This window comes from Ancylobacter sp. FA202 (assembly GCF_000380205.1).
In the GTDB taxonomy this organism is placed as follows: Bacteria; Pseudomonadota; Alphaproteobacteria; order Rhizobiales; family Xanthobacteraceae; genus Ancylobacter.
The window spans coordinates 2213857-2234061 of the sequence record NZ_KB904818.1 but is presented as its reverse complement, the minus strand read 5'-3'; the positions used below and the strand labels follow the sequence as shown (position 1 = coordinate 2234061).

Annotated in this window: 17 protein-coding genes; 11 read left to right on the top strand and 6 right to left on the bottom strand. The window is 69.0% G+C overall.

The genetic code is table 11. From position 1 onward, the window contains the following. Positions 1 to 101: 101 nt before the first annotated feature. The 5 genes from A3M1_RS0110170 (at position 102) to A3M1_RS0110150 (ending at position 5014) form a co-directional block, all read left to right on the top strand. The gene (locus A3M1_RS0110170) at positions 102 to 875 is read left to right on the top strand and encodes an aspartate/glutamate racemase family protein (RefSeq protein ID WP_018388860.1); all 774 of its coding nucleotides are present in this window, start codon (positions 102 to 104) and stop codon (positions 873 to 875) included. 5 nt (positions 876 to 880) lie between these two features. Then, positions 881 to 1546: a GntR family transcriptional regulator gene (locus A3M1_RS0110165; RefSeq protein WP_018388859.1), complete on the top strand. Its 666-nt coding sequence runs from the start codon at positions 881 to 883 to the stop codon at positions 1544 to 1546. A gap of 336 nt (positions 1547 to 1882) precedes the next feature. Further along, positions 1883 to 3115: an amidohydrolase family protein gene (locus A3M1_RS0110160; protein ID WP_018388858.1), complete on the top strand. Its 1233-nt coding sequence runs from the start codon at positions 1883 to 1885 to the stop codon at positions 3113 to 3115. Between the two features lie 10 nt (positions 3116 to 3125). Continuing rightward, positions 3126 to 4340 carry an amidase gene (locus tag A3M1_RS0110155; RefSeq protein ID WP_018388857.1) on the top strand — a complete coding sequence of 405 codons (1215 nt, stop codon included), beginning with the start codon at positions 3126 to 3128 and terminating at the stop codon, positions 4338 to 4340. After that, positions 4337 to 5014, top strand: a complete 678-nt coding sequence (locus A3M1_RS0110150; RefSeq protein WP_018388856.1) for a TetR family transcriptional regulator — start codon at positions 4337 to 4339, stop codon at positions 5012 to 5014. Before A3M1_RS0110155 ends, A3M1_RS0110150 begins: the two co-directional genes overlap by 4 nt. 30 nt (positions 5015 to 5044) lie before the next feature. Here A3M1_RS0110150 and A3M1_RS0110145 read toward each other — a convergent pair whose 3' ends face one another. The 6 genes from A3M1_RS0110145 to A3M1_RS0110120 all read right to left on the bottom strand — a co-directional run bounded on the left by A3M1_RS0110145 (position 5045) and on the right by A3M1_RS0110120 (position 11183). Continuing rightward, complete coding sequence (locus tag A3M1_RS0110145; protein ID WP_018388855.1) at positions 5045 to 5881, bottom strand: sugar phosphate isomerase/epimerase; 837 nt, start codon at positions 5879 to 5881, stop codon at positions 5045 to 5047. Then, positions 5878 to 7383: a tripartite tricarboxylate transporter permease gene (locus tag A3M1_RS0110140; RefSeq protein WP_026221253.1), complete on the bottom strand. Its 1506-nt coding sequence runs from the start codon at positions 7381 to 7383 to the stop codon at positions 5878 to 5880. Before A3M1_RS0110140 ends, A3M1_RS0110145 begins: the two co-directional genes overlap by 4 nt. Before the next feature lies 1 nt (position 7384). Further along, positions 7385 to 7840 (bottom strand): tripartite tricarboxylate transporter TctB family protein, encoded by a 456-nt coding sequence (locus tag A3M1_RS0110135; RefSeq protein WP_018388853.1) that lies wholly within the window; start codon positions 7838 to 7840, stop codon positions 7385 to 7387. 10 nt (positions 7841 to 7850) lie between these two features. Then, complete coding sequence (locus A3M1_RS0110130) at positions 7851 to 8837, bottom strand: tripartite tricarboxylate transporter substrate binding protein (protein ID WP_245261628.1); 987 nt, start codon at positions 8835 to 8837, stop codon at positions 7851 to 7853. A gap of 120 nt (positions 8838 to 8957) precedes the next feature. Continuing rightward, a complete protein-coding gene (locus tag A3M1_RS0110125; RefSeq protein WP_018388851.1) occupies positions 8958 to 10190 on the bottom strand; it encodes a YncE family protein in 1233 nt (410 codons plus the stop codon). 102 nt (positions 10191 to 10292) lie between these two features. Continuing rightward, positions 10293 to 11183: an AraC family transcriptional regulator gene (locus tag A3M1_RS0110120; protein WP_026221252.1), complete on the bottom strand. Its 891-nt coding sequence runs from the start codon at positions 11181 to 11183 to the stop codon at positions 10293 to 10295. Between the two features lie 242 nt (positions 11184 to 11425). On the opposite strand from A3M1_RS0110120, the gene A3M1_RS0110115 reads away from it, so the two are divergent. The 6 genes from A3M1_RS0110115 to A3M1_RS0110090 are packed head-to-tail and all read left to right on the top strand — an operon-like array spanning position 11426 to position 20119. After that, a complete protein-coding gene (locus A3M1_RS0110115) occupies positions 11426 to 13564 on the top strand; it encodes a TonB-dependent siderophore receptor (RefSeq protein ID WP_018388849.1) in 2139 nt (712 codons plus the stop codon). Then, the gene (locus A3M1_RS0110110) at positions 13558 to 14385 is read left to right on the top strand and encodes an ATP-binding cassette domain-containing protein (RefSeq protein WP_018388848.1); all 828 of its coding nucleotides are present in this window, start codon (positions 13558 to 13560) and stop codon (positions 14383 to 14385) included. Before A3M1_RS0110115 ends, A3M1_RS0110110 begins: the two co-directional genes overlap by 7 nt. Further along, complete coding sequence (locus tag A3M1_RS0110105; RefSeq protein ID WP_018388847.1) at positions 14382 to 15305, top strand: ABC transporter substrate-binding protein; 924 nt, start codon at positions 14382 to 14384, stop codon at positions 15303 to 15305. The genes A3M1_RS0110110 and A3M1_RS0110105 overlap by 4 nt, the downstream gene beginning before the upstream one ends. Further along, positions 15298 to 17286 (top strand): Fe(3+)-hydroxamate ABC transporter permease FhuB, encoded by a 1989-nt coding sequence (fhuB, locus tag A3M1_RS0110100; protein WP_018388846.1) that lies wholly within the window; start codon positions 15298 to 15300, stop codon positions 17284 to 17286. Before A3M1_RS0110105 ends, fhuB begins: the two co-directional genes overlap by 8 nt. Beyond that, entirely contained in the window at positions 17279 to 18358 is a 1080-nt protein-coding gene (locus A3M1_RS0110095; protein WP_018388845.1) for a siderophore-interacting protein, read from the top strand. Before fhuB ends, A3M1_RS0110095 begins: the two co-directional genes overlap by 8 nt. 21 nt (positions 18359 to 18379) lie before the next feature. Continuing rightward, entirely contained in the window at positions 18380 to 20119 is a 1740-nt protein-coding gene (locus A3M1_RS0110090; protein ID WP_018388844.1) for an ABC transporter ATP-binding protein, read from the top strand. Positions 20120 to 20205: the final 86 nt, after the last annotated feature.

The following is a 20205-nucleotide window of genomic DNA, read 5'->3' as shown; positions in this document are numbered from 1 at the left end:
ACGTCGGCGCTCAGGGCAAGACGAAGGATAAGGGGCGCGGCGCACATGCAGGTGGACGCCGCGCCCGGTGATCAACGCGGCTTTTGTCGGGTCATTTTTGAATGCAAAATCTCGTCCCCTACCCCCGGCATCTGATCGGCATGCTCACGCCCTCGTCCAACACCGTGCTGGAGCCCTACACGGCGCGGATGCTGGAACCGCTGTTTCCCGCCGTCTCGGCGCATTTCGGCCGCTTCCGGGTGACGCGCATCGCCCTCGACGACAGCGCCTCCGACCAGTTCCGCCAGGAGCCCATTCTCGCCGCCGCCGAACTGCTGGCGGATGCGCGCACCGATATCATCGCCTGGAACGGCACCTCGGCGAGTTGGCTCGGCTTCGACACCGACGAGCGCCTCTGCGCGGAAATTCACGCCCGCACCGGCGTGCAGGCCACCAGCGCCATCCTCAGCCTCAACCGGCTGATGGCCGAGCGCGGCGTGAAGCGGCTCGGCCTGGTGACGCCCTATACCGGCGATGTCGGGGCGCGCATCGTCGCCAATTACGCCTCGATCGGCGTCGAGGTGGTGGCCGGGTCGCATTGCGGCATGTCCGACAATTTCTCCTTTGCGGAAATCGACGAGGACCGCATCGGGCAGATGTGCACGGACGTCGCCGGCGCGGCGCCTGACGCCATCGCCATTGTCTGCACCAATATGCGCGGCGCGCTCGTGGGGGCGCAGGTCGAGCGCGCGCTGGGCATTCCGGTGTTCGATTCCGTAAGCACCACGCTCTGGGGCTGCCTGCGGGCGATGGGCGTCCCCACCGCCCCGCTCGCCCCTTTCGGCGCGCTCTTCGCCGGCCCGTCCGGGTCCGGCCTGGCGCTGGCCGGGGAGTGAGGGCGATGGCCGCGCCGGCGCCGAACGAGGCAGAGACCGGCACGCTGCACGAGCAGATCGTCAGCAAGCTGCGCGCCGTGCTGCTCAATGGCGAGCTGGCCGATGGCGCGCGCATTCCCGAGGCGCAGCTGTGCCTGCGCTTCGGCATTTCCCGCACCCCGCTGCGCGAGGCGCTGAAGGTGCTCGCCGCCGAGGGCTTCATCGAGCTTCGGCCCAATCGCGGCTCCATCGTCGCGCCGATCGACCCGGTCGAGGTCGGCCATCTGTTCGAGATGAAGGGCGCGCTGGAGCAGATGATCGGCCGCCTCGCCGCGGTGCGGGCAACGCCGGAGGACGCCGAACGGATCGAGCGGGCCCATGCCGCGCTCGGCCGGCCTGCCGACCCGGCGGCCTATACGGCGCTTAACCAGGATTTCCACCGGGCGCTGGCGGTGGCGACGCACAATCCCGTGCTGCTGCAGAGCTATGACAATCTGCAGAAACGAGTGCTGCGGCTGCGCTTTGTCGTGAACGAGAACCCGCAGCGCGTGCTTGAATCCTTCGGCGAGCATGAGGGCATCATGGTCGCCTTCCGCGCCCGCGCCCGTCTCGATCTCGCCGAGCGGCTGGAAGAGCATAACCGGCTCACCGGCGAGGCGGTGATGCGCACGCTCAAGGGCGAGAGCGCCTGAGCTAGCGGCCCCACCCGCGCGGGAGCGGATTACGGGGAGCGAATTCCGGGGGAACGGATTCTAGGCAGCCCCTGCCCGCGGGGCGCGCAAGGGGTCCCGTCCTTTCAGAAATCCCTTCGGCAACAGCGTGTTGCATGGGCAGCGGCTGGCCAATCAATCGGCTTTACCGCGCCCTTCACCTGCCGCAAACTAAGTAAACACTTAATTGAGTTGCTCGCGTGCCCGGTGTGCCCCGGGCGCGACGCGCGGGCGCTGGAGGGCGCGCCGCCCGGCACCGTTCCGGCGCGCCGACTGAACCGCACGCCGCCCGCACCGCCGGCCGGAGGAGGCCCGTCCATGGACCTGATCGTAAGGAATGCCCGCCTTCCCGGCGCCCCCGACCGTACCGTCGATATCGGTATCAACGCCGGACGCATCGCGGTGATCGAGGCCGGCCTCGCCGCCGAGGGCGAAGAACTGGATGTGGACGGTCGGCTCGTCTCGCCCGGCTTCGTCGAGACCCATATCCATCTCGACAAATCCTGCATCCTCGACCGCTGCCAATCGGTGCGCGGCGACCTGCCCGAAGCGATCGGCGAGGTGGCGAAGGCCAAGGCCGGCTTCACCCCGGAGGATGTCTATGCGCGGGCCCGGCGCACGCTGGAAAAATGCCTGATGCAGGGCACCACCCATATGCGGACCCAGCTGGAGGTCGATCCCGGCATCGGCCTGCGCGGGCTGGAGGGCGTGCGGCCGCTGATCGAGGAATATCGCTGGGCGATCGACATCGAGATCTGCGTCTTCCCGCAGGAAGGGCTGCTGAACAATCCCGGCACCGACGAGCTGATGGTGGCGGCGCTGAACAATGGCGCCCGCGTGGTCGGCGCCGCGCCCTATACGGACAGCGACCCGCACGGCCAGATCGACCGCGTCTTCGCGCTGGCCCGCGAATTCGACGCCGATATCGACATGCATCTCGATTTCGGCCCGAGCGCCGACAATCTCGACCTCGACTATGTCTGCACGCTGGCGGATCGCTACCGCTGGGGCGGGCGCACCGCCATCGGCCATGTCACCAAACTGGCGGGGGCGAGCCCGGCCCGGTTCGAGGCGGCGGCGCGACGGATGCGCGACGCCGGGGTGGCGCTGACCGTGCTGCCCTCCACCGACCTGTTCCTCATGGGCCGCGACTGCGACTGCCACCAGCCGCGCGGCGTCACCCACACCCATAAGTTGCTGCATCACGGGGTGAACTGCTCGCTGTCGACCAATAATGTGCTCAATCCGTTCACACCGTTCGGCGACTGCTCCCTCCCCCGCATGGCCAACCTCAACGCCAATATCTGCCATATCGGCGCCGCCGCCGACATTCGCGAGTGCTTCAACATGATAACCGAGCGCTCCGCCCGGCTGATAAACGCTCCCGACTATGGCCTCGCTCCCGGCAAGGCGGCCGATTTCGTCGTGCTCGACTGCGCGCGGACCGAGGAGGCGGTGGCCGAGCTCGCCCCCGTCCTGTTCGCCTATAAGCGCGGCCGACGCACCCTGACGCGGCCCGCAGCAATGCTGCATCGCCCGCAGCCCAACTGAGCACCCCGCAATGCCCCCCGACGCCCAGCCCCCGGCCGAGCCCTTCGGTGCGTTCTGCCATGAGAACCATGTGGCCCGCCCGGCCACCGGCCAAGGGCCGCTGTCCGGGCTCAGTTTCGGGATGAAGGACGTGTTCGACGTCGCCGGCAGCCGCACCGGCTTCGGCCACCCCGCCTGGCTCGCCACCCACCCGCCCGCCACCGTGACGGCGGAGGCGGTGACGGCCCTGCTCGCCGCCGGCGCCGCTCTGCACGGCCGCACGCTGAGCGATGAGCTGTGCTATTCGATCTCCGGCGAGAATTTCCATTACGGCATGCCGATCAACCCCGCTGCGCGCGACCGGCTGCCGGGCGGCTCCTCCAGCGGTTCGGCGGTGGCGGTGGCGGCCGGGCTGGTCGATTTCGCCATTGGCACGGATTGCGGTGGCTCGGTGCGGGTGCCGGCGGCCTATTGCGGGCTGTTCGGCATGCGCCCGACCCATGGTGCCATCGCGCTCTCGGGTGTCGCGCCCTTCGCGCCGCGCTTCGACACGGTTGGCTGGTTCGCCCGCGACGCCGCCCTGCTGAAGAAAGTGGGCGAGGTGCTGCTCGGGCCCGAGTCCGGCGCCGGCTTCTCGCAACTCGTCGTCGCCACCGATGCCTTCGAGCGTTGCGACGCCAATGTCCGCGCCGTGCTCGACGAGGGCGTGACGCGGCTCGCGCGCCTCCTGCCCGCCCGCAGCGAGGCGCCGCTGAGCCCGGCCGGCCTCGACCGCTGGCTGGACATTTTCCGCACCGTGCAAGCCTTTGAAATCTGGCAGTCGCTCGGCGGCTGGATCAAGCGCGAGAGCCCCGGCTTTGGCGCGGGCGTGGGCCAGCGCCTCGCCGCCGCCGCCAAGGTCGGCGGAACGGAGGCGCAGGCCGCCCGGCAGCAGGCCAACGCCATCGCGCAGGAACTCGAAGCGACGCTTGGTGACGCGCTCATCTGCCTGCCGACGACGCCGGGCCTGCCGCCGCTGCGCGCCACCGCCTCGGCCGAAATCGAGACGGCCTATCGGGCGCGCGCCATGCAGCTGCTGTGCCCCGCCGGGCTCGGCGGCCTGCCGCAGATCACCGTGCCGGTGGGAACGGTGGATGGCGTGCCGGTGGGGCTGTCGATCCTGGCGCGACGTGGCCGGGACATGGCATTGCTGGAGGTTGCAGCGCAGGCTTTCGCCGACCTGCCGAGCCCGCCGGAGAGAAGATGAGTTCCGCCCTGCCCGAAGATGCCGCGCCGACGCCTGCCCGCACGCCCGGCAAGCGCAACGCCGCCGCCACCCGCCAGCGCATTCTCGATGTGGCGATGGCGGAATTCGCCGAACATGGCTTCAGCGGCAGTCGCATCGAGCGCATCGCCGCCGGCGCCAGCGCCAATGTCGGCATGATCTACCATTACTTCGGCAATAAGGACGATTTGTACCTCGCGGCGCTGGAGGCATCCTACAAGATCATCCGCGACCGCGAGCAGACGCTCGACATTGCACATGTGGACCCCCGTCAGGCGCTGAAGGCCCTTGTCGAACTGACCTTCGACTTCCTCAGCACCGATCCGCATTTCGTGCGGCTGATCATGAACGAGAACCTGATGATGGGCCGCACCGCCCAGCGCTCGGCCACCATCCCGCATATGACGCGCCCGCTGCTGGAGCAGTTGCGCAGCCTGCTGGCGCGCGGCCAGAAGGAGAAGATCTTCCACCGGGAGGTGGACGCCGAGGACCTCTATATCTCGATCCTCGGCCTCTGCTTCATCCATGTGTCGAACCGCTACACGCTCGGCAGCATGTTCCAGCACGATTTCGCCGCCCCCGACTGGCTGGCCCGGCGCAAGGCGATCGTGGTCGATGTGGTGACGCGCTCCATCGTCGCCACCCCGGACAAGTGACTTCCGGAGAAACGACGCCCTCCGGCCTCGTTACACAGCTTCGCGCGCCACTGCCTTTTCCGCGATGTCGGCAATGATCTCGCGCCCCTTGAGCATGTCGTCGATGCCGAGATAGTCCTGCATGTAGTGGCCGCGATAGCCGCGCCGCTCCAGCTCGCGGAAGATGTCGGCAAAGTCCACATTTCCGGTGCCGGGATAGAGATGCTCCTCGATCTCGCCGCGATTATCCGCAAGCCGTACCTCGCCGCAGCGGCTGAGATCCATCACATCGAGAAAGCCGCGAATACCGCACTCCAGCATGTGGGCATGGTTGGTGGTGAAGGCCCAGCGCAGCGCCGGCGAGGTCAGCCGCTCGAAGTAATACAGCGCCTCCTCCGGGTCGTGGACGAGATATTTCACCTCGGCGCCGGCCGGCTCGGGGTTCATGTTCTCCAGCAGGATCGTCATGCCCTCGTCTTCGGCGATCTTGCTCATGCGGGCGAGGCGGGCGACGGCGACGTCCATCCGCTCGCGCTTGTCGGCGGTGAAGTGATAGCCGCCATGCATGATGACCCAGCCAGCGCCGATCGCCTTTGCGGCCCGCAGATAGGCGGTCAGATAAGCATCCGTCGCCTCGCTGAGAAAGGGCGACTCCTCCGCCACATTGACCGCCGACAGCGTGTGCAGGCCGAGCGTGAGGCCGGCTTGCGCGATCTTTTCCCGGGCGCGGGCGAGGCGGGGATTGGCAGGGTCGAGCAGCGCCGGGTCCGGGTCGAGGCAGATGTTGAGGTAGCGCACGCCATTGGCGATCGCCCAGTCGAGGCCGGGCTCCAGCCCGATCCGCCGGTTGAGGTCGATGCCGATGCGGGAGCGGAAATCGTTGTTCATGGAGCTTCTCCTGCGCTGACCGGGCGCGGACGGGACGCGAGCAGCCCGGCGATCACCGGGATGGCGATGAACAGCACCGCCGCAAGCATGAGCGCCGCCGCGATCGGGCGGTTGATGAAGATGAAGGCGGTGCCATGCGACATGGTCAAGGACTGGCGCAGCGAACTCTCGAACATCGGGCCGAGCACGAGGCCAAGCACCATGGGCGCGGCCGGCCAGTCGAACCGCTTCATGGCCCAGCCAATGGCCCCGAAGCCCACCACCAGCCAGCAATCCTCCAGGCTGTTGGCCTGCGAGAACACGCCGACCAGGCAGATAGCAAGGATCGGCGGGTAGAGCCATTTATACGGCACTTTCAGCAGCCGGGCGAAGACGCCGGCGAGTGGCAGGTTCATGATCAGCAGCAGCAGGTTGCCGATATACATGCTGGCGATCACTGCCCAAACCAGCGTGGCGTTCTGGGTGAACAGCTCCGGCCCCGGCCGCAGCCCGAACATGATCAACGCGCCGAGAATGATGGCCGTGGTGCCGGAGCCGGGAACGCCGAGCGCCAGCATCGGCACCAGCGCGCCGGCAGCGGCGGCGTTGTTGGAGGATTCCGGCCCGGCCACGCCCTCAATGGCCCCCTTGCCGAACTCCTCGGGATGGCGGGAGAGCTTCTTCTCCATGATGTAGGCGATGAAGCTGGCAATGGTGGCCCCGGTGCCGGGCAGGACGCCGATCAGGAAGCCGACAAAAGAGCCGCGCAGGATCGGCATGCGGCTGCGCCGCCAGTCCTCCCGCGTCGGCAGCACGTTCTTCACCTCCGCCACCGGCCGGGCGGACGCGGCGGTGCAGCTCGCCAGCACCTCGCCGACGCCGAACAGGGCGACGGTGAGCACGATGAACTCGATGCCGTCGAGCAGCCAGACCATGCCGAAATCGAAGCGCGAGACGCCGCTCTGCGGGTCGATGCCGATGGTGGCCAGCAACAGCCCGGCGACGCCGGCGGCCACCCCCTTCAGCACCGAACGGCCGCTGACCGCCGCCAGCGCCACAAGGCCGAGCACCACAAGGGCGAAATATTCCGGCGGGCCGAAGGCGAGCGCCGCCTGCGCCAGAGGCGGCGCCAGCAAAGTGAGGCCCAGCGTCGAGATCGTGCCGGCGATGAACGAGCCGATGGCGGCGATGCCCAGCGCGGCCCCGGCCCGGCCCTTGATCGCCATCTGGTAGCCGTCGATGCTGGTCATAACCGTCGAGGATTCGCCGGGCACGCTGATCAGCACCGAGGTGATGGTGCCGCCATACTGGGCGCCATAATAGATGCCGGCGAACATGATCAGCGAGGCCGTGGGGTCGCTGCCGAAGGTGAGCGGCAGCAGAAGCGCGATCGCCGCCGAGGGGCCGATGCCCGGCAGCACCCCGACCAATTGGCCGAGAAACACGCCGAGGAAGCACATCATCAGGTTGTTCGGGGTCAGCGCGGTGCTGAACCCGCCGCCGAGATCCATCAAGGCTTCCATGTCAGAAATCCCAGGTCACGAGCGGAAGGGGAATGCTGAGCCAGTGCACGAAGACCAGCGCCAGGCTGGCCGTCACCAGCCCCGCGACCACTGCCGAGCGCAGGAGTGGCAGCCGCTCGATATAGAGATAGATGAACATCATCAGGCCGAAGACCGGCAGCAGGAAGCCGATGAAGCCGAGGCTCGCCACCACCACGACGAGCGCCGCCAGAACCAGCAGCGACTTGGTCAGGGGCTCGCGCTCCTCCTCCGCCTCGGCCTCGCCAAACCACAGCGAGGCCGCCACGGCGACCGAAAGCAGGAAGAGCAGGGTGCCATAGACCAGCGGCAGAAAGCCTGAGTCCGGCGCGAAGCCGGACCACAGGGGATAGTCGAACGAGCCGACCATCCAGTACAGGCCGAGCAAAGCCCAGCCGATGGCGAAACCCATGTCGCCGGTCAGGAATCGGTGCTTCATCGCCCGCTCCTCAGGCCGGCTTGGCCAGCAGACCGCGATAGAGCTTTTCCTGCGCCGCGAGGAAGGCGACGAAATCGGCCCCGACGATGGGCGCCTCGGTGGCGACATTGTCGGCGATATACTTCTTCATCGTCGGCGAGGCGGCGACCTTCTCCATCACCCCCTGCCAATAGAGCTGGGCAGCGGGGTCGACATCTTTAGGCACCGCGATGCCGCGCCACATCTGGAAGTTCGGCACGTCGAGCCCGACCTCCTTCAGGGTGGGAACCTCGGGCATGGCGGCGAAGCGGGTATCGCGGAACACGCCGAGCGCGCGCACCTTGCCGGAGGCCAGCTGTCCCATGAATTCCAGCGGATTGCCGATCGTGCCGTCGACATGACCGCCGAGCAGAGCGGTGAGCGATTCACCGCCACTGTTGAAGTTGACCGGGTTGATGTCCTTGCCCAGCGCCCGCGAGAACACGGTGATCGCCATGATGTCGGTGGTGCCACCGGTGGAAAAGTTGAACGTCTTGGTCGGCTTGGCCTTGATGTCGGCGATCAGTTCCTGGGCGGTCTTGTATTTGGAATCGCCATTCACGAAGAGCAGGAAGTCGTCGAGCATGAAGTTCATGATCGGCTGGACCTCCGACAGCGTGCGCGCCGCCGGGTTCAGGATCGGCGTGATCTGCGTCGTGCCGTTGATCAGGATGATGGTGTTGGGGTCCTTGCGCCGGCTCGCCGCGACATAGCCGATGCCGACCGCCCCGCCGCCGCCCGGCCGGTTGTTCAGCACCAGCGACTGCGGGATCAGCTTCTCCTCGACAATGATCTTGCCGACGACCCGGGCCAGAAGATCCGACCCGCCGCCGGCGGCGAACGGGATTACCAGCTCGACATCGCGGGTCGGCACCCAGCCGCTCTGGGCATTGGCGGCGCGCAGGAAGCCGCCGCCGGAAGACAGGAGGCATGCCGAAGCGGCCGCCCCGAGCATAAAATCTCGGCGTGAAACAGTCATGGGGTCCCCTCCCAGGGCGCGTTTTATTTCTGCGTCACTTTGGACGCATTTGAATTATGAATTCAGTTTGCCACTTTCTTTGGGGAAAGCAAACTGAATCTTCAGTATTCGCCCGGGGAGCTAAACCTCAACTACTTCAAGGAAATAGGACTCGTTTCCAACAGCCCTGACCCGTGCCATCATGGCCAGGGTCATGGCATCGAGCAGCCAGAGAACGCTGCTTTCCGGCGCCCCGCGCGGCCCGCCCGCCACCAGCACAAGGGCGCCGTCCGCCGTCACCGCCACGCCGCGCGGGCAGGCGGCGGCGCCGTCCACGCCCTCCAGCGTGGCACGCCGCACCTCGCGCCACAGGCCATCCGCGCCGCGCTCCAGCCGCGAGAGCGTGCCGGTGCGGAATCCGGCGGCGAAGACGCTCTGCCCGTCCGCGGCGAAGGCGACGCCCATCGGCCGGCTGGGCCGCCCGCTATCGCTGCCGACCTCGACATGGAAGGGGGCCGCCGCCTCCCCGCGCCGCAGGGCGGAGAGGTCGAGGAAGCTGACGCTGTTGCCTTCCGCGCCCGTGCGCGGGCATTCCCGGTTGGCCACCACCGCCTGCGTGCCATCGGGGCTGGCCGCTATGCCGAAAGGTCCGCTCGGCAGCGCCACCCGCGCCAGTGGCGGATGCCGCCCGCCCGCGAGCACATCGGCCAGCGCAAACACGCTCACCGTGCCGCTGCCTCCGTCGGCGGTCAGCACGAGGTCCGGCGCGCCGCGCGCGATGGCGATGCCGGCCGGGTTGGGAAAGCCGCCAAAGCCGGCGTCCGGCGAGGAGTGCGGGCAGGGGCTCCCCGCGTGCGGCATCTCGAAATTGTGCCGCAGCGCCGACGCTTCGAGGTCGATGACGCTGATCTGGTAGCCGCCATCCTCCAGCCCCGCGCCCTCGCCGGCCGCCACCAGCACATGGCGGCCATCCGGGGCAACGACGCAGCCCACCGGGCCGAACGTGCCGGTCGGCAGCAGGAGAGCGGGCGCCGTCGCCCGCCCCTCAAGCGTCGCCCGCAGCTCGAACAGCGCCACCGCGCCGGCATGGCCGTGCGGGCATCCGTCCATCGCCTGCGGCGCAGTGGCCCCGGCATGGTTGACCACGAGCAGGCGATTGAGCGCCGGCACCGCCGCCACGCTCACCGGCAGGCCGACCGCCGGCACGCACGTGCCGTCCTCCCCCACCCGATCGGGGGTAACGCGGGGCCGCGCCAGCACGGCCCGGTCGGTGTCGTGATTTGCGGGGTCGAGCGCCGCGTCGATGTCGACCACGGCGAGGCACGCATCCCAGCGGCCACTCACAAGGGCAAAGCGTCGCGCGCGCGCATCCATGGTCACACCCCAGCCCCTTGGCCCAGCCGCCAGCCGCCAGCGCGCACCTTGCCCCGTCCCCCGGGGATGGGCAATCAGGCCGGCAATCGAGGGAGCGCGGCGTCAGCTTCCATGAGCGCGCCGCCAGGCGGCGGGGGTGGCACCGGTGAGGCGGCGGAAGCTGCGGGTCAGATGCGCCTGATCGGTAAAGCCGGAGGCGGAGGCGATCTGTGTGAGCGGCAGGTCGGAGTTGGCGAGCAGCGCCTGCACTTTCCGCAGCCGCGCCTTCATGTGCCACTGATAGGGCGGCACCCCGGTCGCCGCCTTGAAAGCGTGGCTGAAATAGGATTGCGACAGGCCGGTCAGTTCCGCCAGTTCATGCAGCCGGATATTGCGCGAGCAATTGGCCTCGATGAAATCGGTCACGCGCCGGAGCTGGCGCGGCGACAGCGTGGCGCGCGGGGCCTGCGCGCCCGGCGTGGCGCGGCCGAGCCGCAGCAGGTCGATGAACAGCGCCAGCGTCAGCCCGTCGCCATAGAGATCATGATGGCGGTCCGGGCCGGTGCATTCCTCGGCGATCAGCTGCGCCAGGGTGAACAGGCGCGGATCGAGGAAGTCGAGCCGTGGCGTCGACAGCCGGTCGTCGGCGAGATCCTCGCCCAGCCGCTCGCTGAGCGTGGGCGCATGGAAATGCAGATCAAGGTGGCGCACCCGCACCGGCTCGTCGATATGCGACCAGATCGGCATGTCGGCGGGCACGAAGCTCATCCGGTGCGGCGCGCGCTGCACCGTGCGGGGGCTGCCATCGGCCGAGAGCTGCACATCCGAGCGCGCGCCCTCGCGCTCCAGCACCACAAACAGCCGGGCGTCGCGCGAGACATAGTGGCCACGCGCCCCCGCCGCGCAGGCGACATGCCAGACATCGGCGATGATACCGTTCCAGCGCCGCCAGTGCAGGTCATCCAGAAGGGTGATGCCCTCCACCGACGAGGTCATGCGGGGTTGGAATGTCATCCTGCGTGCCGTTCGCCAATATCAATGCGGGATTTCATAGATTAGAATCACTATGAACTAGCATCTCGCCTTATTCTGGCGCCAAATCCATTCAATCAACGCGCAATAGAAAACACGATCGTCCAAAACACAAGAGGATGCGACAAGAACGGCTGGATGTTCATTGCTATGAAGCGGTGTTTCCTGGGGCCGGAGGGAAACGCTTCTTTATAACTCATCTCAACTGTTTCAGAACGGGTAGCATGATGCGCGAACGGCTGGGCCTCTCGATGGTATCGCTGCTGATGGGCGGCGCGGCGATGATTGTTCCGGCCAGCCTGGCGCGGGCGCAGGAACGCGCGGCGGCGATCGAGCTCGAACAGATCGACATCGAGGGCCGCCGGACCACCGAAGAGGTCGATGGCTATGTCGCCCGCAGCAGCACCGCCGGCACCAAGACCAACACGCCGCTGATCGAGGTGCCGCAGTCGATTTCCGTCGTCACCCGCGACCAGATGGACGCTCGCGCCGTGCAGAATGTCGGTCAGGCGCTCGACTACACCGCCGGCGTCGTCTCCCAGCCCTTCGGCACCGACCCTCGCTTCGACAGCCCGATCATCCGCGGCTTCTCCGCCGACAACAGTATGTATCTCAACGGCCTGAAGCTGATGCGCGAGGCCGGCACTACGGCCCTCGATCCCTATGGCATGGAGCGGATCGACGTACTGCGCGGCCCCGCCTCGGTGCTCTACGGACAGGGCAATCCCGGCGGCCTCATCGATTTCATCAGCAAGCGCCCGACCTTTACCAATTTCGGCGAGGTGCAGGTGGAAGCCGGCAGCTTCGACCGCTACACCGGCCGCTTCGACATTGGCGGCGTGATCCCGGACCATTCCGATTTCGCCTACCGGCTCACCGGCCTCGTTCGCGAGGGCGACACCCAGACCGATCATGTCGACGACAACCGCCTGTTCTTCGCCCCGGCGCTGACCTGGCAGCCCTCCACCGACACCTCGCTCACCGTGCTGGCCAACATCCAGTACGACCAGTCCGGCACCCCGGTCGGGCTGCCGGTGCAGTACACGGTGGATGCCGATGGCGGCCTGCGGCTGCCGCGCAGCCTGTTCCTCGGCGATCCCGACTATGACAACTCCAACCGCACCTTCGGCAGCGTCGGCTACGAGTTCAAGCACCGCTTCAACGAGGCCTGGGAGTTTCGCCAGAACGCCCGCTACGCCGTGCTCGACTGGGATTACAACAGCCTCTACTACAGCGCGCTCAGCACGACGAACCCGTTGATCGCCAATCGCGGTTCGTCGGACAATTCCGAGGCCCAGCAGACCTTCAACCTCGACAGCCAGCTGCACGGGACGTTCGAGACCGGCCCGCTCAGTCATAAGGTGCTGATCGGTGTCGACTATCGGCGCTACAGCGAGTCCAACGTCACCGAATTCGGCACGGCCTCGCCGATCAACATCCTGTTCCCGGTCTACAACCAGCCGGTCAGCGGCGCGCCCTGGTACACGGCCGACGTGAACGGCACTATCTCCCAGACCGGCATTTACGCGCAGGACCAGATCCGCCTGCAGAACTGGCTGCTCACGGTCGGCCTGCGCCATGACTGGGCGGCCACCGATTCCACCAGCCTGACCAATTTCGGCGATACCGCGCAGGACCAGGACGACAGCGCCTTCACCGGCCGCGTCGGGCTGACCTATCTGTTCGACAATGGCATCGCCCCCTATTTCAACTACTCCACCTCCTTCGAGCCGGTCATCGGCAACATGCCGACCCAGCTCGGCGGGGCGGCGTTCCAGCCGATGCAGGGTGAGCAGGTGGAAGTGGGCGTGAAGTACCAGCCGGTGGGCTGGAACGGCTTCTTCACCCTCGCCGCCTATGACATCACCCAGTCCAATGTGGTGTCGACGGAGCTGATCGACGGCGTCAGCTACGAGACCCAGCTGGGCGAGGTCCAGGTGAAGGGCTTCGAGTTCACCGCCGTGGCCGGGCTGGCGGACGGGCTCAATTTGATCGCCAACTACACCTATATGAACGCCGAGATCACCCAGGGCGAATATGCCGGCAACCGCCCGGCCAACGTGCCCGAGAACATGGCCAATGTCTGGCTCGATTACACCATTCCCTCCGGCACCCTCGCCGGCTTCGGCTTTGGCGGCGGGGTGCGCTTCGTCGGCGACCGCTACGCGCTGGACGACAACAGCATCTTCCTGTCCTCCAACACCCTGTTCGACGCCGCCATCCATTATGAGAAGGGCCCCTTCAAGGCCCAGCTCAATGTGAACAACATCGCCGACGAGACCTATGTCGCCAGCTGCGGCTTCTTCGGCTGCTACTATGGCGATGGCCGCACCGTGGTCGGAACCCTCTCCTACAAATGGTAGAGCGGGCGCACCCAGCGCCGGCCGGCGCGCTCTGGTCGCTGCGCGAGGCGGCCTTCACGGTCGGCGAGCGGGCGATCCTTGCCCCGCTGACACTCGACCTCCCGGCCGGGCGCGTCTATGGGCTGATCGGGCCGAACGGTTCCGGCAAGAGCACGCTGCTGAAGATGATGGCGCGCCAGCTCGCCCCAACGGGCGGCGCGGTCAACTTCGACGGCCGCCCGCTCGGCGTGTGGGCCGGGCGCGCCTTTGCCCGCGAAGTCGCCTATATGCCGCAGTTCATGCCGGCCTCCGACGGGATGAGCGTGCGCGAGCTGGTCAACCTCGGCCGCTACCCCTGGCACGGCGCGCTCGGCCGCTTCAGCCCGGAGGACGAGGCGCGGGTGGAAGCGGCGATCCAGCGCACCGGGCTCGCCGCCTTTCGCGAGCGCGCGGTGGACAGCCTCTCCGGCGGCGAGCGCCAGCGCGCCTGGCTGGCGCTGATGCTGGCGCAGGGGGCGCGCTGCCTGCTGCTCGACGAGCCGACCTCGGCGCTCGACATCGCCCACCAGATGGAGGTGCTCGCCATTCTGCGCGAGCTGGGCGGCGAGGCCACCGGCGGGCCGGGGCCGCAGGGCGCCATGACCGTCATTGTCATCCTGCACGACATCAACCTCGCCGCGCGCACCTGCGACGCGCTGCTGGCGCTGCGCGGCGGCCGGCTCATCGCCCACGGGCCGTGCCAGGAGATCATGGAGCCGGAGCGGCTGCGCGCGATCTATGGGCTCGACATGGGCGTCATGGCGCACCCGGTCAGCGGCACGCCGATGAGTTACGTGCTGTGAGGTCCGGCACCGCGAGCGGAAAGCCGGGCCTCAGCCGCCGCGCCCTGCTGGCCGCGACGCTGTCTCTGGCCGCGCCGGTCGCGCGTGCCGAGAGCCCCGCGCTGCGGGTGGCGACGATCGACTGGGCGCTGCTGGAAACGCTGCTCGGCATGGGGATCACGCCGGTGGCGGCGGCCGAGCTGGTGCTGTTCCGCGCGGTGGCGGTGGAGCCGCCGGTGCCGGCCTCGGTGATCGATATCGGCCTGCGCGGCGCGCCGAATTTCGAGGCGCTGAAGCTCACGCGCCCCAGTCTCATCTTCAGCTCGAACTACTACACCGAGATGGAGCCGCAGCTGCGCCTCATCGCCCCGGTCGAGACCCTCTCGATCTACCGCACCGGCGACCCACCCTTCGCGCGCGCCGAGGCGGCGGCGGAGCGGATCGGGGTCGTGACCGGGCGGGAGGAGGCCGCCGGCGCGCTGATCGCCCGCGTCAACGCCCAGATCGCCGCCGAGCGTGGGGACCTCGCACGCCATGCCGGCCGGCCGGTGCTGGTGCTTAATCTCGGCGATTCCAGACATTTCCGCGTCTTCGGCGCCGATAGCCTGTTCGGCGAGGTGCTGGTCCGCCTCGGCCTAACTAATGCCTGGGGTGAACGCACCTCCTACGCCGCCTCCGCCCCGATCGGGCTGGAGGCGCTGGCGCGCTTTCCCGAGGCCTTCCTCGTCATCCTGCGCCCGGTGCCGCCGGATGCGGCGCGGGTGCTGTCCACCAGCGCGCTGTGGAACGCGCTGCCCAATGTCCGCGACGGTCGCCTCGCCGTGCTCGACAGCGTCGACCCGTTCGGCGGCCTGCCGACCGCCGCGCGCTTCGCCCGGCTACTGAGCGCGGCCTTGCGGGCCGAGGGCGACGCCGCCCGGCAAGGGGGGCGTCTTGGCTGAGCTGACACTCCCCCGCCCCGCTGGCCTGCGCCCGGTCCATGTCGGGCTGGCGCTCGCCGTGCTCGGCGCCGTCCTGTTCGCGCTGGTTCTGGCCCGCCAGCCGGCGCTGGAGGGCCAGGACGCCACGTCGTTGGAACAGCTGCTGCTCTGGCACAGCCTGCTGCCGCGTGCGGCGACGGCGCTGCTGGCGGGGGCGGCGCTGGGGCTTTCCGGCGCCCTGCTGCAGCGCGTGCTGCGCAACCCGATCGCCGATCCCTCGACGCTGGGTATCGCCGCCGGCGCCCAGCTGGCGCTGACGCTCGCCCTGGCCTTCGCCCCGGCACTGCTGGCCGCCTCCCGCGAGGGCACCGCCTTTGCCGGCGGCATCCTTGCCGTGGCGCTGGTTCTGGCGATGAGCTGGCGGCGCGGCTTCGAGCCGGTCACGGTCGTCGTCGCCGGCATGACGCTCTCGCTCATGGCGGGAGCGATGAGCGCGGCGCTGATCCTGGCGCGCGGCGACTATGTGTTCTCGCTGTTCATCTGGGGCGCCGGCGCGCTGCACCAGCAGAACTGGCAGCCGGCGCTGCTCATCGGCACGCGGTTGGCGCTCGGCGCCGGCGCCGCCCTGCTGCTGCTGCGCCCGCTGGAGCTGATGATTCTTGACGATGCCGCCGCCCGCAGCCTCGGCATGGCGGTGCAGGGCATGCGGCTCGTCCTCATCGCGCTCGCCGTCTGGCTGGCGGCCAGCGTCGTCTCGCAGGTGGGGGTGATCGGCTTTGTCGGTCTCGCCGCCCCCGCCTTCGCCCGCCTCGCCGGCGCGCGCCGACCCGGCGCGCTGCTGCTCGCCGCGCCATTGATCGGGGCGCTGATGCTGTGGATCACCGACAGCCTGGTGCAGCTCACCGCCAGCGGCGGCGGCGATCTCATTCCCACCGGCGCGGCGGTCGGCCTGCTCGGCGGGCCGCTGCTGCTCTGGCTGCTGCCGCGGCTGCCGGCCTCCGCGCCGCAACCGCCTATGGCCACCGGCCACGCACGGCGCCTGCGCCGGCCCGGCCGGGCCCTGGCCCTGCTGGCGGCCGGGGCGGTGGTGATCGGCGCGCTCGCGCTGCTGGCGGGGCGCGACCTCGATGGCTGGGCGCTCGCCACCGGCCCGCTTCTGGCCGAGCTGGCGGTGTTCCGCATCCCCCGCATCGTCGCGGCGGCGGCGGCGGGTGGGCTGCTTGGGGCGGCAGGGGCGATCATGCAGCGGCTCACCGGCAATCCCCTGGCCGGGCCGGAAGTGCTGGGCGTGAGCGCCGGCGCCGGGGTCGGCCTCGCACTCGCGCTCACCCTCTCGCCCGCGCCAAGCGCCGCCCTGCTGCTCGCCGCCAGCGCCGGCGGGGCGCTCGGGGCCCTCGCTCTGGTGCTGCTGATGGCGGCATGGACCGGTTTCGCGGCGGAACGGCTGCTGCTCGCCGGCATCGCCCTCGGCTGCACCGGGTTCGCGCTGCTCTCCGCCGTCTTCGCCGCCGGCGGGCCCGGCAGCTTCCGGCTGCTGGCCTGGATGTCCGGCTCCACCGACCGGGTCGGCACCCATGAGGCCTGGATGCTCGCGGCCTGCGCGCTGGTGCTGCTGCTGCCCGTCGCCGGTCTCGGCCGCTGGCTGGAGATCCTGCCGCTCGGCGCGGGGGTGAGCGCCGCGCTCGGCGTGCCGGTCGGCGCCAGCCAGCTCGCCCTCACTCTGTTGGCGGCGCTGATGACCGGGGTGGCGGCGTTCTTCGTCGGCCCGCTGAGCCTCGTCGGCCTGATCGGCCCGCATCTGGCGCGCCTCACCGGCTTCGCCTCGGGGCGGGCCTTCGTCTACGCCTCGGCGCTGATCGGCGCGGGGGTGCTGCTGCTCGCCGATTGGCTGGCCCGCACGCTGGCCTTTCCCTATCAGCTGCCGACCGGCCTGCTCGCGGCGCTGGTCGGAGGGCCCTACCTCATCTGGCTTCTGCAACGGGGAGGACGCCGGCATGGCTGACCCATTCACCGCTTTTGCTCACATACCCTGCGCCGCGCCGGCGGAACTGCTGGCCCTTCTGTGCGACCGGATGGAACCGGAGGCGACCCGCCACCGCTTGTCCGGCGCCGCCCGGCTGGAGAACTGGTGCGGCGAGGTCGATCTGGCGGTCGAGGCGCCCGGCCGTCTCTCCCTGCGCGCCCGCAGCGACCGCGAGGACCGGCTGGCGGTGCTGAAGATGCAGCTGGCCGAACATATCCACGCGGCGGCGGCCGGCACGGTTGCCGCCTTCGCCTGGGAAGGCCATGGCGCGGGCAACCCCTGCCTGCCCTATTTCCGCGAGATGCGGGTCGCCGGAACCCGGCAACTGACCCCCCTGATGCGCCGCGTGGTGCTGGCAGGCGACGCCGCGCATTTCGCCGCCGGCGGGCTGCATGTGCGGGTGCTCATTCCCCCGGCCGGCCGTGATCCGGTCTGGCCCCATGCCGCGCCGGACGGGCGCACGATCTGGCCCGGCGGCGCGGATGCGCTCACCCCCCGCGTCTACACGGTGCGGGAGGTGGATCTGGCCCGCGGCGAGATCGCCCTCGACGTGATGCAGCACCCCGGCCTCGCCACGCCGGGGGCGGACTGGTCCCGTCATGCCCGTGCCGGCGATCGGGTCGGCCTGCTCGGCCCCGGCGGCGCCGGCCTGCCGCCCGCCCGCTGGTACCTGCTGGCGGGCGACGAGACCGCGCTGCCGGCCATCGCCCGCATGGTGGCGACGCTGCCCGCCGATGTCGAGGCGGTGATCCGGCTGGAAGTGGCGGATCACCGCGAGCAGCAGCCCCTGCCTTCCCTCGCCCGGCTCGACGTGCAATGGCTGCACCGCAACGGTGCCGCCCCCGGCACGGGCGATCGGCTGGAACGGGCGGTGCGCGCGCTCGCCTTTCCGCCGGACGCGGAGAACGTTCATGTGTGGGCGGGCTGCGAGCAGAAGACCGCGCGGGCGCTTCGCCGGCTCATCACCGGCGAGCGCGGCCTCGCCAAACGCCGATGCGCCATCGCCGCCTATTGGCGGCTTGGCCATCCGGGTATCGATCTGGCCGATTGAGGCCGCTATAAGCGATCCATCATGCAGCTCATCCGGCCCTTCCTGACCTATTACGCTCCCTATAAGGGGCTGTTTATGCTCGATTTTTCCTGCGCGGTGCTGTCCGGCCTGCTGGAGCTGGGCTTCCCGCTGGCGGTGAAGCTGTTCATCGACCACCTGCTGCCGGGGCAGGACTGGCACCTCATCGTCTGGGCCGCGGTGGGCCTGCTGGTGATCTACCTGCTGAACGCGGCGCTGATGGCCATCGTCACCTATTGGGGCCACATGCTCGGCATCAATATCGAGACCGAGATGCGCCGGCGCGCCTTCGACCATGTGCAGAAGCTGTCCTTCTCCTATTTCGACAACAACAAGACCGGCCACCTCGTCGCCCGCCTGACCAAGGACCTGGAGGAGATCGGCGAGGTCGCCCATCACGGCCCCGAGGACGTGTTCATCGCGGTGATGACCTTCGTCGGCGCCTTCCTGGTGATGCTGAGCGTGAACGTCCACCTTGCGCTTCTCACCGCCATCATCGTGCCCGCCAGCGCGCTGATCACGACCCGCTACGGGCGGCGGATGACGGCGAATTTCCGCGCGCTATTCGGCCGGGTGGGTGCCTTCAACGCCCGCATCGAGGAGAATATCGGCGGCATCCGCGTGGTGCAGTCCTTCGCCAATGAGGCGCATGAGAGCCGGCTGTTCGCGGTGGAGAATGCGCATTACCGCAGCACCAAGCTGGAGGCTTACCGGCTGCTGGCGGCCAATGCCTCGCTGTCCTATCTCGGCATGCGGCTCACCCAGGTCATCATCATGCTGGCCGGCACCTGGTTCGTGCTGCGCGGCGAACTCAGCAATGGCGGCTTTGTCGGCTTCCTCCTGCTGGTCGGGGTGTTCTTCCGGCCGCTTGAGAAGATCGCGGCAGTCATGGAAGTCTACCCCAAGGGCATTGCCGGGCTGCGCTCCTATCTCGACTTCCTTGCCACCAAGCCCGATGTCGCCGACCGCCCCGGCGCGATCGAGCTGGCGGGCGTCAAGGGCGCCATCCGCTATGAGGGCGTGCGCTTCGCCTATGGCAAGGCCGCGCCGGTGCTGAACGGGATCGACCTCGACATTCGCGCCGGCGAGAGCGTTGCCTTTGTCGGCCCATCGGGGGCCGGCAAGACCACGCTGTGCTCGCTGCTGCCGCGCTTCTACGACGTCACCGGCGGGGGCATCAGCATAGATGGGCACGATATACGCGATGTGCGCCTCGACTCGCTGCGGCGGAACATCGGCATCGTCCAGCAGGACGTGTTCCTGTTCGGCGGCACGATCCGCGAGAACATCGCCTATGGCCGGCTCGACGCCAGCGAGGCCGCGATCCTCGAGGCGGCCCGCCGGGCGCAGCTCGACGGGCTGCTCGCGGAGCTGCCGCTCGGGCTCGACACGGTGATCGGCGAGCGCGGGGTGAAGCTGTCGGGCGGGCAGAAGCAGCGGCTCGCCATCGCCCGCATGTTCCTGAAAGACCCGCCCATCCTCATTCTCGACGAGGCGACCTCGGCGCTCGACAGCGAGACCGAATGGGAAATCCAGCGGGCGCTGGCGGCGCTCTCGGTCGGGCGCACCACGCTGATCATCGCCCACCGGCTCTCCACCATCCGCACCGCCGACCGCATCGTCGTCGTCACCCGCGAAGGCATCGCCGAGCAGGGCAATCATGCCGAGCTGGTGGCGCGCGGCGGCATCTATGCCCGCATGGTGCGGACCCAGTTCGCCGAGGCGGACCGCATCCCGGCGTAAGGGGGCGGGCCACGCTCCGGCGGGCCGCATTTTCTTTCGCAACGGCCGGAACCTTCCGGCTGCAGAGGTGTTTATGGGCGCCGGGC

Excerpts from the sequence above, each read along its gene's own strand:
- A3M1_RS0110140 (WP_026221253.1), bottom strand. The coding sequence starts at position 7,383 with ATGGAAGCCTTGATGGATCTCGGCGGCGGGTTCAGCACCGCGCTGACC.
- A3M1_RS0110120 (WP_026221252.1), bottom strand. The coding sequence starts at position 11,183 with ATGACATTCCAACCCCGCATGACCTCGTCGGTGGAGGGCATCACCCTT.
- A3M1_RS0110155 (WP_018388857.1), top strand. The coding sequence starts at position 3,126 with ATGCCCCCCGACGCCCAGCCCCCGGCCGAGCCCTTCGGTGCGTTCTGC.
- A3M1_RS0110115 (WP_018388849.1), top strand. The coding sequence starts at position 11,426 with ATGATGCGCGAACGGCTGGGCCTCTCGATGGTATCGCTGCTGATGGGC.
- A3M1_RS0110135 (WP_018388853.1), bottom strand. The coding sequence starts at position 7,840 with ATGAAGCACCGATTCCTGACCGGCGACATGGGTTTCGCCATCGGCTGG.
- A3M1_RS0110130 (WP_245261628.1), bottom strand. The coding sequence starts at position 8,837 with ATGACTGTTTCACGCCGAGATTTTATGCTCGGGGCGGCCGCTTCGGCA.
- A3M1_RS0110170 (WP_018388860.1), top strand. The coding sequence starts at position 102 with ATGCAAAATCTCGTCCCCTACCCCCGGCATCTGATCGGCATGCTCACG.
- A3M1_RS0110125 (WP_018388851.1), bottom strand. The coding sequence starts at position 10,190 with ATGGATGCGCGCGCGCGACGCTTTGCCCTTGTGAGTGGCCGCTGGGAT.
- A3M1_RS0110090 (WP_018388844.1), top strand. The coding sequence starts at position 18,380 with ATGCAGCTCATCCGGCCCTTCCTGACCTATTACGCTCCCTATAAGGGG.
- A3M1_RS0110110 (WP_018388848.1), top strand. The coding sequence starts at position 13,558 with ATGGTAGAGCGGGCGCACCCAGCGCCGGCCGGCGCGCTCTGGTCGCTG.
- A3M1_RS0110150 (WP_018388856.1), top strand. The coding sequence starts at position 4,337 with ATGAGTTCCGCCCTGCCCGAAGATGCCGCGCCGACGCCTGCCCGCACG.
- A3M1_RS0110145 (WP_018388855.1), bottom strand. The coding sequence starts at position 5,881 with ATGAACAACGATTTCCGCTCCCGCATCGGCATCGACCTCAACCGGCGG.
- A3M1_RS0110095 (WP_018388845.1), top strand. The coding sequence starts at position 17,279 with ATGGCTGACCCATTCACCGCTTTTGCTCACATACCCTGCGCCGCGCCG.
- A3M1_RS0110160 (WP_018388858.1), top strand. The coding sequence starts at position 1,883 with ATGGACCTGATCGTAAGGAATGCCCGCCTTCCCGGCGCCCCCGACCGT.
- A3M1_RS0110165 (WP_018388859.1), top strand. The coding sequence starts at position 881 with ATGGCCGCGCCGGCGCCGAACGAGGCAGAGACCGGCACGCTGCACGAG.